Genomic DNA, 16,112 nt, shown 5'->3' with positions numbered 1-16,112 from the left:
GCCAATCTCCCCCCTTGCGGGGGAGATGTCCGGCAGGACAGAGGGGGGTGGGCGGGAACTCACGCTATCGCGATTTCCATTTCGTCCAGCAAGGCACCCGCCGACCCTCAAACCTTGACCAGCTGCTCCACGCGGTCCTTCGCCCCAAAAATCCGGAGATAGCGCTCGATCTCCTTCTTGTCGCCCGTCGCTTTCGCCGGATTGTCCGACAGCTTCACCGCCGGCCGGCCATTGGCCTCCGTCACCTTACAGACCAGCGATATCGCATCCAGGCTGTTGGTTTCGGTCGGCGCGCAGCCTTCGAAATCGTTGGTGAGGTTGGTGCCCCAGCCGAAGGACATGCGCACCTTGCCCTTGAAGTGCCTGTAGGTCTCCTCGATGGTCTCGACCTCGAGCCCGTCGGAGAAAATCAGCAGCTTCTGCCTGGGGTCCTTGCCCTTCTCGCGCCACCAGTCGATGATTTTTTCGCCGCCTTCGATCGGCGGCGCACTGTCGGGGCGGAAGCCGGTCCAGTCGGCGACCCAGTCCGGCGCGTCGCGCAGGAAGGATGCGGTGCCGAAAGCGTCGGGCAGCACGATCAGCAGGTTGCCGCCATAATAACGCTGCCAGTCCTGCAGCACCTTGTAGGGCGATTCCTTCAATTCCTTTTCCGACTTGGCAAGGGCGGCAAAAACCATCGGCAGTTCATGCGCGTTGGTGCCGAGCGCTTCGAGGTCGTTGTCCATGGCCAGCAGCACGTTGGAGGTGCCGGTGAAGGCTTCGCCAATACCTTCTTTGAGCGCCTCGACGCACCAGCGCTGCCACAGGAAGGAATGGCGGCGGCGGGTGCCGAAATCGGAGATGCGGATGCCGGGCAGCGCCTTCAAGCGTTCGGTCTTGGCCCACATCTTCCCCTTGGCGCGTGCATAGAGCACGTCAAGCGCGAAGGGACCGAAGGCGCGCATGGCGGCGCGGGAGCGAAGCTCATTGATGATCGCCAGCGCCGGGATTTCCCACAGCGTAGTGTACATCCAGGGGCCACTGAAGGAGAGCTCGTACTGCCCGTCGCGCTTGGAGAGCTCGTAGTCGGGCAGCCGAAAACCTTCCAGCCAGGCGAGGAATTCCGGCTCGAAGATCTGCTTGCGGCCATAGAAATTGTTACCGCCAAGCCAGATCATCTCCTTTTTGGAGAAGCGCAGCGTGCGGGCATGGTCGAGCTGGTCGCGCAATTCGCCTTCGTCGATGTCGTCGGCCAGGCGCACCGAGGTGGTGCGGTTGATCAGCGAAAAGGTGGCGTCGACCTTGGGGTACATGCCCCAGATCATCTGCAGCATCAGAAGCTTGTAGAAATCGGTGTCGAGCAGGCTGCGGACGATCGGGTCCAGCTTCCAGGTGTGGTTGTAGACGCGCCGCGCTATATCGGTTCTTGCCATGTCCTGCCGTCGCCTTCGCTGCTCACGTCTTCTTACGCAATTCCGGACGGGAAACCGCCGCACAGTTTTCCTGGAATTGCCGGGCAAGAGCTTATTAGCATTGAATTTTTGAAAGCGCCTCCCGCTTTCCGGGCTGGCCCGACAAAAAGCAGCCGCTCAGGTCCAGCCTCAACTCTTGGCGCCCACCATCCGCAGCGCCGGACGCTTCCTGCGGCTGCCGATGCGGCCGGCCACCGGCGCGTCGGCCCGGCTGTCGGCCTGTTCCTTTTCGGCAAACAGCCAGTCGACGAACAATTGCACGATAGGGGCCGAACGCATCTCGTTGCGGCAGACGACGTAGAAATCATCGACCGCCGGCACCGACAGGCTGAACGGCGCCACCAGCAGGCCCCTGGCGAGCAGCATGCTGGCGGTGACGGAATCGCCGAGCGCCACGCCATGTCCGTGCACCGCGGCTTCGATCGCCGTACGGGCGTCGCCGAGATGGTGGCGGCGGCCACGTTCGAGGTCGAGCCCATCGGCGGCGGCCAGCCAGGTGTGCCATTCGCGGCCATCATCGCCATGCAGGATGACATGGCCAGCAAGATCCCGGCAGATGCGGAGCGGCCGGTTGTTGATCAGCGTCGGGCTGACCACCGGGAACAGTTCGAGGCCCGACCATTTGCGCATCCAGCAATCGGTCCAGCTGCCGTCGCCATAGAGCACGCAGACATCGACCTGTGGGGCGCGGATGTCCTTGGGGTCGTTGGACGGGATCAGCGTCAACCTGATATCAGGATATTGCGCCATGAAGCTGCCGAGCCGCGGCGTCATCCACAGAAGCAGCAGCGCCGGCACGCAGGAGACCGACAGCGTACCGGCGCTGGCTGGCCTGGTCATGCGCTGGGTGGCGGCGGCGATGCCGTCGAAGGCGGTCGAGACCGCCGGCAGCAATTCGGCGCCGTGCGGGGTGAGCTTTACCCGCTGTCCGGTGCGTTCGAACAGTTTTACGCCGAGCGATTGCTCGAGCGCCTTGATCTGGTGGCTGATCGCGCCGTGGGTGACGTTGAGCTCACTCGCCGCCTTGGTCAGCGAGGCATGCCGCGCCGTCGCCTCGAAGGCGCGCAAGGGATTCAAGGGGGGCAGACGCTTGGCCATGAGCAACCGGATACTCTGTGAGATTTTCTCACAATCAGCACCGTAACAATATCAATTGATTTTTCAATGCGGCTGCCGGACACTTTGGCAGGTCAACAGCATCAATGACGTGAAATCTACAGGCAGCCAGCGGGACAGCGACCCGGCCGGATAATGGTCAGTTTGCAGACGCTGCCGCATGCACCAGCCCGGCAGGAGGAGACCGACATGGGTTATGACAGAGGCAAGCTCGACGCGCTGCGCCGCAAATATGGCGAGAGCCATGGCGGCGAGATGTTCGACCCGAAGTTCCGCAAGGTCGCCGACAAGATCTTCTCCAAGAGCGGCACCCGACTCGCGCCCTATGCCGGCATCCCGACCTTCCTCGCCGCGCCCTACCGTGAAATCGCTGCCGACAATCCGGATTTCGGCGATTTGCAGGTGGCGATCATCGGCGTGCCGATGGATCTCGGCGTCACCAACCGGCCCGGCTCGCGCTTCGGGCCAAGGGCGCTGCGCGCCATCGAGCGCATCGGCCCTTACAATCATGTGCTGGAATGCGCGCCGACGCATGAGCTGCGCGTCGCCGACATCGGCGATACGCCGTTCCGCAGCCGCTACCGGCTGGAGGTCAGCCACGAAGACATCGAGCGCCGCACCAACCAGATCGTCGATGCCGGCGTGCTGCCGCTTTCGGTCGGGGGCGACCACTCGATCAGCCATCCGATCCTGAAGGCGGTCGGCAAGAAGGCGCCGGTCGGCATGATCCATATCGACGCCCATTGCGACACAAGCGGGCTGTTCGACATGACCAAGTTCCATCATGGCGGACCGTTCCGCAACGCGGTGCTGGACGGCGTGCTCGACCCGACCCGCACTATCCAGATCGGCATCCGCGGCTCGGCGGAGTATCTGTGGGAGTTCACCTATGAATCCGGCATGACGGTCGTGCATGCCGAAGAGGTGACGGGTCTCGGCATCCCGGCCATCATCGAGAAGGCGCGCAGAATAGTCGGCGACGGCCCGACCTACATTTCCTTCGACGTCGACAGTGTCGATCCGGCCTTCGCGCCGGGTACCGGCACGCCGGAAATAGGCGGCCTGACGACGCGCGAGGTGCTCGAACTGCTGCGCGGCTTGAAAGGTCTCAACATTGTCGGCGGCGATGTCGTCGAGGTGGCGCCGCAATATGACGCGACCACCAACACCGCCCATGTCGGCGCCCAGGTCCTGTTCGAGATCCTGAGCCTGATGGTGTTCAGCCCGGCGATCACCGGCAAGGGGGCCTGACGGATTTCACACGCAAAGGCGGCCGCCGCGCTGGAGCCGGCGGCCGTTTCCAAAACAAACAAGCTTCCAGAAGGGGAATACCAATGACAATCCAAATGAAATCAACCATCGCCGCCGCGCTGATGCTCGCCGGCCTCGGCTTCGCCTCCCAGGCCCATGCCGACGCCGTCGACGACATCACCAAGGCCGGCGCCATCAATGTCGGCATCTTCTCCGACTTTCCGCCCTTCTCCTCGGCCAGCGCCGATATGAGCATCAAGGGTTACGACGTCGACGTCGCGCAGGCGATCGCCGATTCACTCAAGGTGAAGCTCAATCTGGTCAGCGTCACCGGCCAGAACCGCATCCCGTATCTCACCGACAAGCGCGTCGATATCCTGATGAGCGTCGGCTATTCCAAGGAGCGCGAGGAGGTGATCGATTTCGCCGCCGCCTACGCGCCCTATTACATCGCCGTCATCGGTCCGGCAGCGCTCTCCGTCAAAGGCAAGGAAGACCTTGCCGACAAGTCGATCGCCGTCAATCGCGGCACGCTGGAGGATACGTCGCTGACCGAAGCGGCGCCGGCATCGGCCGACATCAAGCGCTTCGACAACTACAATTCCGTCATCCAGGCCTTCATCTCGGGCCAGACCCAGCTGATGGTGGTCGGCAATGATGTCGGCGCCCAGGTGCTGGCCAAGCAGGACGCGCTGAAGCCGGAGCAGAAGTTCCAGCTTCTGACCTCGCCTTCGCATATCGGCCTCAACAAGAAAGAGGACCGGCTGAAGACGGCGGTCAATGATGCGGTTGCCAAGATGCTGGCCGACGGCAAGCTCGATGAGAGCTCGAAGGCCTGGCTGAAGACGCCGCTCAATCCCGACAACCTCAAGGATTGAGTTCTCGTGGCCTTTGCCTGGCTCCCAGGCGCTGTGGGCGACATCGCGCGCGGCGCGGCCACGACGATCCTGTTGATCGTCGTGACCACGCTCGTGGGCACGCTGCTCAGCATCCTGGGCGCTGCCGGCCGGCGCAACGGCCCGGTATTCGTGAAGCGCGCCATCGCGGTCTATGTCGAGGTGATGCGCAACACGCCGTTCCTGGTGCAGCTGTTCTTCATCTTCTTCGGCCTGCCCAGCCTCGGCATAAGGCTCGATCCGATCCTGGCCGCCATGCTGGCAATGACGCTCAACATGGCAGCCTACACCATTGAAATCGTCGGCGCCGGTCTCGATGCCGTGCCCGGCGGACAAACGGAAGCAGCGCTTGCACTGGGCTTGAGACCGCGCCAGGTGTTCATCAAGATCGTGCTGCCGCAGGCGCTCAAGGTGATCTACCCGGCGCTGACCAGCCAGATCGTCATCATGATGCTGGAATCGGCCGTGGTGTCGCAGATCGCCGTGCGTGAGCTGACCTATGAGGCCGACATGCTGCAAGCCCGCACCTTCCGCTCCTTCGAAACCTATTTCGTCGTGACCCTGGTCTACCTCGTCCTGTCCATGGCCTTGCGCCGGCTGCTGGTCACAGGCGGGCGCCGCGTATTGAGGGCAGGTGTCACATGATCGAATTCACCTTCTGGGACATCGTTCGCAATCTGCTGCTCGCCGCCCGCTGGACGGTGCTGTTGTCGCTGGCGGCCTTTGTCGGCGGGGCGGTGGTAGGGCTGATCGTGCTGTTCTTCCGCATCGCCGAAAATAAATGGAGCCGGCGCATCGCTTCCGGCTACATCGCCCTGTTCCAGGGAACGCCGCTGTTGATGCAGCTGTTCCTGATGTTCTTCGGCCTGCCGATGCTCGGCCTGCGCATCGAGCCATGGACGGCAGCGGTGCTCGGCCTGACCTTCTTCGCCAGCGCCTATCTGGCCGAGATCTGGCGCAGCGGCGTCAATGCGCTGCCGCGCGGGCAGTGGGACGCTGGCGCCAGCCTTGGGCTGCACCGTCTGCAGGAGCTCAGGCTGATCATCCTGCCGCAGGCGTTCTCGATCACAAGGGCGCCGATCGTCGGCTTCCTGGTGCAGTTGATCAAATCGACGGCGCTGACCTCGATCATCGGCTTCGAGGAGCTGGTCAGAACCTCCAACGCCATCAACAACGCCACCTTCGAACCGTTCAAGGTCTACGGGCTGGTGGCGCTGATCTTCTTCGTCATGTGCTTTCCACTGACGCAATACGCCCGTACGCTCGAACAACGAGCGGCGGCCCACTGACGCCAGGCGGCGACAGTGCGTGAAGGGAACCTGCCGGAATAGAACGGCATCAACTGAGGAGAAACCAGATGAACAGACTGATTGGAAAATCCCTGACACGGCGCGGCGTGCTTGGTGCGGGCCTCGCTACAGCCGGCGTGCTCGCCATGCCGTCGATCCTGCGCGCGCAGGACAAGTCGCTGAAGGTCGGCGTCTATGGCGGCTATTTCAAGAAATCCTTCGACGAGCACGTCTTCCCAGATTTCACCAAGGCCACCGGCATTGCAGTGGAATCGGTCGCCGAGCCGACCGGCGAAGCCTGGCTGGTGCAGCTCGAACAGGCGTCCAAGGCCGGCCAGGCGCCGGCGGACCTTTCGATGATGTCGCAGACCTCGACGCTGAAGGGCCAGTCGACCGAATTGTGGACGCCGCTCGATACGTCGAAGTTCAAGCACTACAACGACCTCTTGCCGCGCTTCGTCAACAAATATCCGGATGGCCGGGTCGCCGGCATCGGCGCCGTCGCCTGGTGGATCACGCTGGTCTCCAACACCGACGTCTACAAGGATGCGCCGACCTCATGGGAGACTCTGTGGGACAAGGCCAATGAGGACAAGCTTGGCCTTCTGGCACTTGCCTCGAACTCGTTCCTGCTCGAAGTGACAGCCAAGACCTTCATGGGCGGCACCAATGCGCTCGACACCGAGGACGGACTGAACAAGGCGTTCGAAAAGCTCGCCGAGCTCAAGCCGAATGTCCGGCTGTGGTATCGCGACGAGGCGCAGTTCGAGCAGGCGCTGAAGTCGGGCGAGATCCCGATGGGCCAGTATTATCACGACGTCACCGGCCTCGCGGTCGCCGACGGCTTCCATGTCCGCTCGACCTTCCCGAAGGAAGGCGGCATCCAGGATTCCGGCAATTGGGTGCTGTCGCGCGCCTCGACCAAGGTCGACGAGGCGCATGCCTTCATCGACTATATGAGCCAGCCGTCGATGCAGGGCCTGATGTCGCGCAAGGTCGGAACCACGCCGACGCTGAAGAAAGAGGTGCTCGACCTCAAGCCGGAAGAGTTCGCAGCCGTGTCGTCGGATATCGATCCGATCATCCCGCGCTACGACCTCTATACGTCGAAGGCCGACTGGATCAACCAGAAGTGGACCGAGCTGATCGTCGGCTGAGCCGTTCGATCCGTCTGAACCACAGCGGCCGCCGGCATAGTCCGGCGGCCCCTTAGCAAACCCTCCAAGGGATGAGCATGTCCGGACTAGACATCAACGCCGTCACCAAAAAATTCGGCAACTTCGCCGCCGTCGACAATGTCCAGCTCAACGTGCCGCACGGCACGTTCGTGTGCCTGCTCGGCCCGTCGGGCTGCGGCAAGACCACGCTGCTGCGCATGATCGCCGGGCTGGAGGAGCCGACCAGCGGCGCCATCGTGCTCGACGGCGAGGACATCACCCCGCTGCCGACGCACAAGCGCAATCTCGGCATGGTGTTCCAGTCGCTGGCGCTGTTTCCGCATCTCTCCGTCGGCGACAACATCGCCTATGCGCTGCGCATTCGCGGCGCCTCGAAGGAGGAGCAGAAGAAACGCGTCGACGAGTTGCTGGGCCTCATCCATCTGACCGGCTTTGCCGACCGTCCGGTGGCCAAACTATCGGGCGGTCAGCGCCAGCGCGTGGCAATTGCGCGGGCCTTGGCGCTGTCGCCGAAACTGTTCCTGCTCGACGAGCCGCTGTCGGCGCTCGACGCCAAATTGCGCGAGGCCATGCAGGTGGAACTGCGCCAGTTGCAGCAGCGGTTGGGCATCACCACCATCGTCGTCACCCACGACCAGCGCGAAGCCATGACCATGGCCGACCTGGTCGTCGTCATGGGCCACGGCAGAATCCTGCAGGCGGCGCCGCCGATCGAGATCTACCGCAAGCCGGCCGACGCCTTCGTCGCCGACTTCATCGGCATCACCAATCTGCTGCCGGCCGAGATCGACAGCACCGGGCGTACCACCATTCTGGGCACAGCCATTCCAGGTCTTGCCATGCCGGCGGGTCAGACCAAAGCGTCTGTTTCGGTCCGCCCGGAGGATGTGCATCTGGGCAGCCCCGGCGGCTCGGCCATTACCGGCGAGGTGAGTTTCGTTCGCGATCTCGGCGGCACCATCGAGACCTTCGTCGACGTCGGCGGTACCAGCATCATTGCGGTAACGACGCCGCGCGAGCGGCATGACGTGCCGGTCGGCGCCAAGGTCGGCGTAACATTGCCGCCGGCGAGCTGCGTGGTGCTCGGCGCATGAGACGCGAAGCGCCGAAGTCGATAGCCGATTACACGCCGCTGTTCTTTCCGGCGCTGATGCTGATCGTCTTCTTCGTCGTGCCGTTCTCGACGATGATCGCGGTGAGCTTCTTCAAGCGCAACCCGTCCGGTTTCTACACGCCGGATTTCGTGTTCGACAATTACGCCCGCTTCCTGTCGGTGTTCTTCGGCGGCGTGCTCGGCTTTTCGCTGCTGCTGGCGGTGCTGGTCGCCGTCTGCTGCGTGGCCATCGCCTTTCCCTTCACCTACCTTTTGACCCGCCGGCCGCGCCGCGTGCAGACGCTGTGGCTGGTCGGCCTCCTGTCGGTGCTGTCGCTGTCGGAGGTCATCATCGGCTTTGCCTGGTCGACGCTGTTTTCGCGCACCGCCGGCATCACCAATCTGTTCGTGGCGATCGGGCTGATGGACAAGCCGGTGGCGCTGCTGCCGACTTTTGGCGCCGTGCTGACCGGCATGGTCTACCAGGCGCTGCCCTATACGATCCTGGTGCTGTACCCCGCCCTCGTGCGCCTCGACCCGACATTGCTCGAGGCAGCGCGCACGCTCGGCGCCTCGCCGATCCGCGCCTTCTTCAACGTCGTCGCGCCGGCATTGCGCAACACCATTGTGGCGACGCTGATCATGGTCTTCGTGTTCGCCCTCGGCTCCTACCTGCTGCCGCAGATTCTGGGACGGCCTCAACACTGGACGCTGTCGGTGTTGATCACCGACCAGGCGATCTACCAGTCCAACATGCCGTTCGCGGCCGCAATGGCGGTGTTCCTGGTGCTGATCTCGCTGGCGCTGGTCGGATTGACACTGCTCGTCGGACGAAGGGAGAACGCCCTATGACCGCGACCTTGCTGCGCCGTGTCTATTTCACCATCGTCGCGCTGTTCCTGGCGGCGCCGCTGATCGTCGTCGCCGGCGTGTCGGTGAATTCGCGGCAGGAGCTCAGCTTCCCGCCGGTCGGCTTCTCGCTCGCCTGGTACGCCCAGATCTTCACCGATCCGGAATGGCGGCTGGCGCTGATCCATTCTGTGACGCTGGCCGTCTGTTCGGCCGCGATTGCCGTGGCGGTGGCGCTGCCGCTGGCCTGGTTCCTGTGGCGGCGCATCGCGCCATGGGCGAACATTTTCCAGGTGCTGGGGCTTGCCCCCTTCATCCTACCGCCGGTCATCACCGCGCTCGGCTTCCTCTCCTTCTGGGCGACGGTCGGGCTGTTCGGCCAGTTCTTCACCGCCATCATCAGCCACGCCATCTTCTTCGTGACGCTGCCGCTGGTGACCCTGTCGCTCGGCTTTGCCTCGATCGACCGCTCATTGGTCGAGGCTGCGGCGACCATGGGCGCCGATGATCGCACGGTGCTGAAGACCGTGGTGCTGCCGCTGATCCTGCCCTACCTCGTCTCGGGTTACGCCTTCGCCTTCGTCTTGTCGCTCAACGAATACATCGTCGCCTATATGACGATCGGCTTCACCACCGAGACGCTGCCGATCAAGATCTTCAACGCGCTGCGCTACGGCTACACGCCGACCATGGCTTCGGTGTCGGTGTTCTTCGTCGCGGTGGCGGCACTGGTGTTCGGCTCGATCGCCAGGTTCGGCGATATACGCAGGCTGCTCGGGGCGATGTCGTCGGATGGGAGCTGAGCGCATTCATTCTAAGTAACAGCACCAGTACAACACCCCTCGATCGCTGCTCAGACCACCAATGCCATGAAGGTGCTGAGTGCACCCTATGCACTCGCGCAGGCGGCAGCTTCGCGCCTCATCTCGGACTCAGGGGTGAACTTAAGTGCTCCTCGAAAGCGGACAACTGACTTCTTCGCCCGACTATTCGCCAGGGTCGAACTCACCTTTGAACAAGACTGTCTCCACCGGCCCGAGGGGATTGACGATCCGGCTCTCCAGGACTTCGACAAGTTTGCGTCCGACACCCGCTATGTCCACGAAATGAACGCCGATCTTCGCAGGCAAGAAACGTGACAGCCGCGTGCTGTCCCGAGTGACAATGTGGATGTCACTCCCTGGCGCGAGACCTCTTCTGCCAAGAGCGTGTAGTGCCCCCAAAAGGCCCAGTTCGTTGGCGCAAGCCAAGCCCGTCGGCGGATCTGACCAGGCCAGCATGCGATCGAACCAGGCTGCGCTCGATTCCATGGTGAACATTCCATGACCGATCAGCGACTGGTCGATCGGAATACCAGCCTCGGCCATTGCCCTTCCATACCCGGAAAGACGCATGGCACTCGCCTGGTCGCCCGGAACGAGAAGTTGCAGCGCAATGCGTCGGCAGCCCTGGTCCATGAGCCGCCGGGTCGCCTCGTAGGCAATCTGTTCATTGTCGATGTCGACATAAGGATATGCTGTATCCAGGTCAGTTCTTCCAAACGCGACGAATGGCATGCCTCTATCCAGCAATAGCTTAACGCGTGGATCACCCAAGACCATGCGCGTGATAATCAGTCCGTCTGTGCTGCCCGCCTGAAGCTGTCGCTGCACACTCTCGATGGGGTCATCATCGGGCGTGGTGGAGTAGATGGATAGACTATAACCCGCTTGCCGCGCCGCCAGCGTCATGCCTTCGATTAACGGAAGCTTCAACAGATCGGACAGATGATCTTGTGTTTCCATCGGGTAGATTGCTGTCATCGTCAGCGTGCGGCCAGTTTTGAGCGCGAAGCCATGATGATTTGGCACATAGCCGACCCGCTGCGCCACTTCCTTGACGCGAGCGATGGTGGCGGGATGAACCTCCGGCCCATCCTTCAGCGCGCGGGATACCGTGGTCACCGAAAGGGAAAGTTCCGCCGCGATCTGTTTCAGGTTGGTCATGTCGCCCGACCTCATTTGCGAAAGCGCCGGCTGATTTGCTGACTTTCACTAGGTGACCGAATTCCACCTCACGGTCAATCCAAGCTCTCGCTAAAGCAGCTTGACTCTCCTGCAATTGGATGCAATCGTAACGTTACGATTGGCAAGAATTGGCCCTTTTTAGCGCGTCTCAACAAATTCTAGGGAGGAGAACCTATGTCTTGGTTACGCATTTCCTTGACGGCATTCGCATTCTCGGCCGCCGTGCCGGTCTATGCCCAATCAGTCACCATCACGACCGCGGGCGGCGATTATGGCAACGCCATGAAGGAAGCCATGTGGGCCCCCGCTGCAAAAGAGCTTGGCTATGATATCCGCGAGGAGACCCTCAGCGACGGCTTGGCCGCCCTGAAGATGCAGGTTACCTCGGGCACGGTCACAACCGACGTCATTCACCTGGGCTCACCGGAGGGCGCGCAGGCCGCCGCACAGTCGCTGCTGGAGCCGCTCGACTACACGATCATCGACCCAAAGGCCGTGCCGGACGGCGCAAAGTCCGACTACTGCTATCCATTCGACTCCTATGGCACCGTCTTGTCGTGGAACACCAAGACCTATGGCGAAAACCCGCCGAAGACATGGGCGGAGTTCTGGGACGTTGCCAAATTCCCCGGCCGTCGTGCGCTGCGTGCCAATGCCCAGGACTCGATCGAGATCGCGCTGCTCTCCGATGGCGTAGCACCGGCGGACGTCTATCCCGTTCTCAGCACGCCAGAGGGTCTGGATCGCGCTATCAAGCGGCTCGAAGCACTCAAGCCAAATGTCGCCGTTTGGTGGACCTCGGGAGCGCAGTCGGCGCAGTTGCTGAAAGATGGTGAGGCGGATTTGGTCGTTACCTGGAACGGGCGGGCCCAAACCGTAAAAGCAGATGGCGGCGCGGCCGACTACACGTTCAAGGGTTCCGTCATTGGCACCGACTGTCTTGCGGTGCCGAAAGGGGCGCCGAACAAGGAAGCAGCTATGAAGCTCATCGCAGCGATGACACAGCCCGCGCGCGTGGCGAAGCTGACCGACTTCATAGCCTATGGCCCGGTCAATCCTGCTGGCTATGAGGGTGGCCTTATCCCCGAGGACCGTCTCAAGACGCTGGCGACCGCGCCTGAAAATGCCGGCACTTCGGTGTTTTCGAATTCAGAATGGTGGGTCAGGAATGGCGAGGCTGCCCAAAAAGCCTTCGATGAGATGATGGCCCGCTGAGTCTCAGCTCTAAGGCTTGAGCACATGATGAAGTCGCTCCCGATCACCATCGACAGCGTGCGCAAGACCTATGGATCTTACGTCGCGCTGGACGATGTCTCGCTCGACATTCGGGCTGGCGAATTCCTCACGCTGCTGGGGCCATCGGGATCGGGCAAGACCACGCTGCTCATGGCTCTGGCCGGCTTTGTCCGGCCGGATTCCGGTAGACTTCTGTTGGGCGATCGCGACATTACCCGCCTGGCCCCGAACAGGCGCAACATCGGCATAGTCTTCCAGAACTACGCCCTGTTTCCCCACATGAACGTTCTGGCAAATGTTGAGTATCCGCTGGTGCTGCGCAAGGTACCGAAAGCCGACGCCCGCCAGCGGGCGCTCGACACTTTGGACCGCGTGAAGCTCGAAGGTTTGGCGGAGCGCAACATTGCCGCATTGTCCGGCGGCCAGCGCCAGCGGGTTGCGTTAGCGCGGGCGATCGTCTTCGAGCCGCGCGTGATGCTGATGGACGAGCCGTTGTCGGCGCTCGACAAGAATTTGCGCGAAACCATGCAGTACGAGATCCGGCGTCTGCACGATGATCTGGGGATCACCACGATTTATGTGACGCATGACCAGCGCGAAGCACTGATCATGTCAGACCGGGTCGCGGTGATGAATTCCGGCCGTATTCAGCAGATCGACACGCCACAGCGGATTTATGATCGTCCATCGACCCGCTTTGTCGCGGAGTTCATGGGTGAGGCCAACATTGTGGCCCCGGGCGCGGTGCGCAGAATAGACGGCGCCGATGCATCAAGCGAAGCTCTGATGATCCGCGCCGAAAGTTTCCATCTTGATGCGAAGCTCGTCGGGCGAGACGGGGTGGCGCTCGAGGGAACGCTGCGCGCCAAGGCGTTTCGCGGCGAGAACTGGCTTTTGACGCTGGCGCTTGACGGCGGGCAAGAGATTCTTGTCTGCGTTCCGGCGGCGATGGCCAGCGGCTGCGGCGAGCTTGCGACCGGTCAGCGAGTGACCGCATATGCACCGGCAGCGAAAGTTCACGCGATACCGGGAGCAGGAGCGTGACCGTCATCGCCGATCCTGCGCTCGCGGCAGACGCACGACGCGAGCGGCGGTTCTTCCTGTCGCTTTCAGTGCCCGCGCTTTTGATCGTTGGGCTGGCGGCGATCCTGCCCATCGTCTGGATTATCCGGCAATCCTTCCTCACCACAGCGGGTGAATACACCGTCGGCAACTACGAGAAAGTGCTTTCGAGCGGACTGACATGGTCGGCACTCGTCACCACCCTTGAGCTGTCCGTGGGCACGCTGGCGATCTGCATTCTACTCGGTACCCCCTTGGCGCTCGCCCTGGCCAGCACCAGACCAAGGGTGGCCAATTTGCTGATGGCCTTCGTCATGCTGCCGTTGTGGACCTCCATTCTGGTGCGCACCTATGGCTGGCTCGTTCTGTTGCGACGCGATGGCCTGATCAACGCGGCTTTGACCGGTTCAGGCCTGACAGCTGAGCCCTTGCCGCTGGTCTACAACTTAACGGGAACGCTCATCGGCATGGTTCACTACATGCTGCCGCTCTTCCTGCTGCCCGTTTATGCGGCGATGCGCGATATCGATGCAAACCTCGTTCGCGCGTCGGCGAGCATGGGCGCCACGCTCGGACAAACGATCCGCACGGTCATTCTGCCGCTTTCGGCCGGCGGCATCTTCTCGGGTTCGATCATCGTCTTCATTTACACCATAGGGTTCTTCATCACGCCCGCGGTGCTTGGCGGCGGCAAGGTAAACCCTCTTTCCACCCGGATCGAGCGCACGCTATCGACCTTCCAGGATTGGGGCTCGGCGAGCGTCCTGGGCATCCTGCTCCTCGTACTAATGGCGTTGGTGGGGGTGATGTTCCTGGCTGCGCGGCGGCTGATTGCCGGACGCAGCATCGGCACAGCCCATGCTTGAAGCCTATCCAGATAGCAGGCTGGCCCGCATCCTCCTGTGGAGCTTTTGCGCGCTCGTTATGGCGTTCCTGATGCTGCCGACGCTCGTCGTCGTGCCGCTCTCTTTTTCGGCGTCCAATCTTTTGGAGTTCCCGCCGCGCGCATACTCGTTGCGCTGGTACGAGGCTTTCTTCGGTTCGGCGGCATGGATGGCCGCACTCAGGACGAGCCTGATCCTTGGCACATTGACGGCGATGATCGCAGTGCCCCTGGGGCTGCTGGCCTGCATTTCGATAAATCGGCTCGGCGGAAAGGCCGCCATTGCCATTCAGGGTATTCTGCTAACCCCTTCTATCGTGCCGGGAATCCTGCTCGCGATTGGTCTCTTCTTTGTTCTGGCGGCCCAACGTCTGGTCGGAACGCTGTTCGGTGTCCTGGTCGGACATGTGGTGCTGGCCATTCCGGTCGCCTGCATTGTGTTGGTGCCCGCCTTGGCCCGCTTTGACTGGAACCAGGTTCAGGCGGCGCGCAGCCTGGGCGCAAACTGGGCAAGAGCCATTGGCGGAATAATTGTCCCCCAACTTCGGATAAGTCTGTTGTCGGCCACGCTGATGGCCTTCCTGACCTCGCTCGATGAATCCGTCATTTCGATCTTCGTCGCGAGTGGTCAAAACAGCACGCTGCCGAAGCTCATGTTCCTGTCGCTGCGCGATCAGATCGACCCGACCATTGCGGCGATTTCGACCTTGTGGACCGTCATCGTCGTGGTCGTTGTCCTCGTCGTGACCCTTCGCCAAAAATCCTGACCGAGATTGGAAACATGCCCAACAATCATCATGCAGCCGACGATCTGGCGGATCATTCAACGGACATACCCCAGGTGGGGTTGGCGATCATCACCGGCTCGGCGAATTGGGGTCTCGCCTTTCCGGAAGATGTCGAAGTCGATGGCGTCCGCACCTTGCAACGAGACATGAGTTTCGAAACCCCTTTCGGTCCCAGCGACAATTGGAAACTGCTCGAATTCGATGCATCTATTACCGTCGAGGGCAAAACGAAACGTGCCCTGTGCATGTATTCGCACGGCAATCCCCGAGACCATATCGACCATTCCTGTCATCGCCGCGCGTTCTGGGTCTTGATGAAAGCGGGTGTAAGGCAAGTGCTGGCCTGCTCGACCGTTGGCGCCGTCAACAAGGCGATCCAGCCCGGCGACATAGTCGTAAACGCCGATATCATCGAACTGTCGCAGACCCCGTTTTCACTTCTGCCTGGCCGCCAGAGCTTCGACTGCTCGGGCAAGCAGATCGTATGTCCAAGATGTGCGGCATTGTTGGCCGAGACCGCCCGGCGCCATTGGCCAGCCGAATGCCGCGTCCATGGCATCGAGCAGCAGTTGGTGGCTGCCCACTGCTACGGGCCGCGACTGACAACTCCCGCCGAAGCTCTGGCGTATCGAAACATGGGAGCGGACGTGCTCAACCACTCGATCGCCCCTGAGGCCACCTTATCGCGCGAGATCGGCGCCTGTTTCGTGCCCCTGGCGTTCGTCACGGCCGGCTTCAACGACTATATGGACCGCGAGCGCCAGAAATTGCTGCAGGAGCACGTGCTGCCGAGCCTCTCTATGACAGCCTCGCGGGTTGCGCTGGAGACCGCGGCGCGACTTCCGGCCAATCCGGAATGCTCTTGCCACGGCTTGAAGTCGCCCCAACCGGCAGAGCGTTCTACCCGGTTCTGAAAAGCAGCGAGAGTCTGGGATCGTTCACTCGCAACGATGCTCGCGTCGAACTGAGAGTCCGCTTTTGAAGATCCCACGCCCGAAGCGTTCGGCCGCTTCC

At 62.0% G+C, this 16,112-nt stretch carries 16 protein-coding genes; 13 read left to right on the top strand and 3 right to left on the bottom strand.

The window, feature by feature from the left end:
- Window positions 1-107: 107 nt before the first annotated feature.
- Both pncB and gcvA read right to left on the bottom strand, forming a co-directional pair.
- The gene (pncB, locus tag X750_RS162240; RefSeq protein ID WP_023683568.1) at window positions 108-1,412 is read right to left on the bottom strand and encodes a nicotinate phosphoribosyltransferase; all 1,305 of its coding nucleotides are present in this window, start codon (window positions 1,410-1,412) and stop codon (window positions 108-110) included.
- A 168-nt stretch (window positions 1,413-1,580) separates the two neighbouring features.
- Window positions 1,581-2,549: a transcriptional regulator GcvA gene (gcvA, locus tag X750_RS162245; protein ID WP_023746519.1), complete on the bottom strand. Its 969-nt coding sequence runs from the start codon at window positions 2,547-2,549 to the stop codon at window positions 1,581-1,583.
- Between the two features lie 207 nt (window positions 2,550-2,756).
- Here gcvA and speB point away from each other — a divergent pair, with 207 nt between their 5' ends.
- The 8 genes from speB (at window position 2,757) to X750_RS162285 (ending at window position 9,926) form a co-directional block, all read left to right on the top strand.
- Window positions 2,757-3,818, top strand: coding sequence for an agmatinase (gene speB, locus X750_RS162250; RefSeq protein ID WP_023695895.1), 1,062 nt, complete (start codon window positions 2,757-2,759; stop codon window positions 3,816-3,818).
- A gap of 83 nt (window positions 3,819-3,901) precedes the next feature.
- On the top strand, window positions 3,902-4,696 hold the full coding sequence (locus tag X750_RS162255) for a transporter substrate-binding domain-containing protein (protein WP_023739695.1): 795 nt from the start codon (window positions 3,902-3,904) through the stop codon (window positions 4,694-4,696).
- 6 nt (window positions 4,697-4,702) lie between these two features.
- The gene (locus tag X750_RS162260; RefSeq protein ID WP_023746518.1) at window positions 4,703-5,359 is read left to right on the top strand and encodes an amino acid ABC transporter permease; all 657 of its coding nucleotides are present in this window, start codon (window positions 4,703-4,705) and stop codon (window positions 5,357-5,359) included.
- Entirely contained in the window at window positions 5,356-6,003 is a 648-nt protein-coding gene (locus tag X750_RS162265) for an amino acid ABC transporter permease (RefSeq protein WP_023746517.1), read from the top strand. Before X750_RS162260 ends, X750_RS162265 begins: the two co-directional genes overlap by 4 nt.
- A 77-nt stretch (window positions 6,004-6,080) precedes the next feature.
- Window positions 6,081-7,160 carry an extracellular solute-binding protein gene (locus X750_RS162270; protein WP_031193903.1) on the top strand — a complete coding sequence of 360 codons (1,080 nt, stop codon included), beginning with the start codon at window positions 6,081-6,083 and terminating at the stop codon, window positions 7,158-7,160.
- A gap of 77 nt (window positions 7,161-7,237) precedes the next feature.
- The gene (locus tag X750_RS162275; protein WP_023671274.1) at window positions 7,238-8,275 is read left to right on the top strand and encodes an ABC transporter ATP-binding protein; all 1,038 of its coding nucleotides are present in this window, start codon (window positions 7,238-7,240) and stop codon (window positions 8,273-8,275) included.
- Entirely contained in the window at window positions 8,272-9,126 is an 855-nt protein-coding gene (locus X750_RS162280; protein WP_023703699.1) for an ABC transporter permease, read from the top strand. The genes X750_RS162275 and X750_RS162280 overlap by 4 nt, the downstream gene beginning before the upstream one ends.
- Window positions 9,123-9,926 (top strand): ABC transporter permease, encoded by an 804-nt coding sequence (locus X750_RS162285; RefSeq protein WP_023671272.1) that lies wholly within the window; start codon window positions 9,123-9,125, stop codon window positions 9,924-9,926. The genes X750_RS162280 and X750_RS162285 overlap by 4 nt, the downstream gene beginning before the upstream one ends.
- Window positions 9,927-10,109: 183 nt before the next feature.
- On the opposite strand, the gene X750_RS162290 is transcribed toward X750_RS162285, so the two are convergent.
- Window positions 10,110-11,108: a LacI family DNA-binding transcriptional regulator gene (locus X750_RS162290; RefSeq protein ID WP_023703700.1), complete on the bottom strand. Its 999-nt coding sequence runs from the start codon at window positions 11,106-11,108 to the stop codon at window positions 10,110-10,112.
- 195 nt (window positions 11,109-11,303) lie between these two features.
- On the opposite strand from X750_RS162290, the gene X750_RS162295 reads away from it, so the two are divergent.
- Genes X750_RS162295 through X750_RS162315 form a run of 5 tightly spaced genes read left to right on the top strand, consistent with a single transcriptional unit; the run spans window position 11,304 to window position 16,012 of the window.
- Entirely contained in the window at window positions 11,304-12,344 is a 1,041-nt protein-coding gene (locus X750_RS162295) for an ABC transporter substrate-binding protein (RefSeq protein ID WP_023707771.1), read from the top strand.
- Window positions 12,345-12,371: 27 nt separating this feature from the next.
- A complete protein-coding gene (locus tag X750_RS162300; RefSeq protein ID WP_023700444.1) occupies window positions 12,372-13,409 on the top strand; it encodes an ABC transporter ATP-binding protein in 1,038 nt (345 codons plus the stop codon).
- The gene (locus tag X750_RS162305) at window positions 13,406-14,293 is read left to right on the top strand and encodes an ABC transporter permease (protein WP_023703702.1); all 888 of its coding nucleotides are present in this window, start codon (window positions 13,406-13,408) and stop codon (window positions 14,291-14,293) included. The genes X750_RS162300 and X750_RS162305 overlap by 4 nt, the downstream gene beginning before the upstream one ends.
- Window positions 14,286-15,077, top strand: coding sequence for an ABC transporter permease (locus tag X750_RS162310; RefSeq protein ID WP_023703703.1), 792 nt, complete (start codon window positions 14,286-14,288; stop codon window positions 15,075-15,077). Before X750_RS162305 ends, X750_RS162310 begins: the two co-directional genes overlap by 8 nt.
- Window positions 15,078-15,091: 14 nt before the next feature.
- A complete protein-coding gene (locus X750_RS162315; RefSeq protein ID WP_023700447.1) occupies window positions 15,092-16,012 on the top strand; it encodes a 5'-methylthioadenosine phosphorylase in 921 nt (306 codons plus the stop codon).
- Window positions 16,013-16,112: the final 100 nt, after the last annotated feature.

Source organism: Mesorhizobium sp. LNJC391B00, assembly GCF_000502535.1.
Lineage (GTDB): Bacteria > Pseudomonadota > Alphaproteobacteria > Rhizobiales > Rhizobiaceae > Mesorhizobium.
The sequence above is the reverse complement of the archived record's forward strand: the minus strand, read 5'-3'. Positions and strand labels throughout refer to the sequence as shown.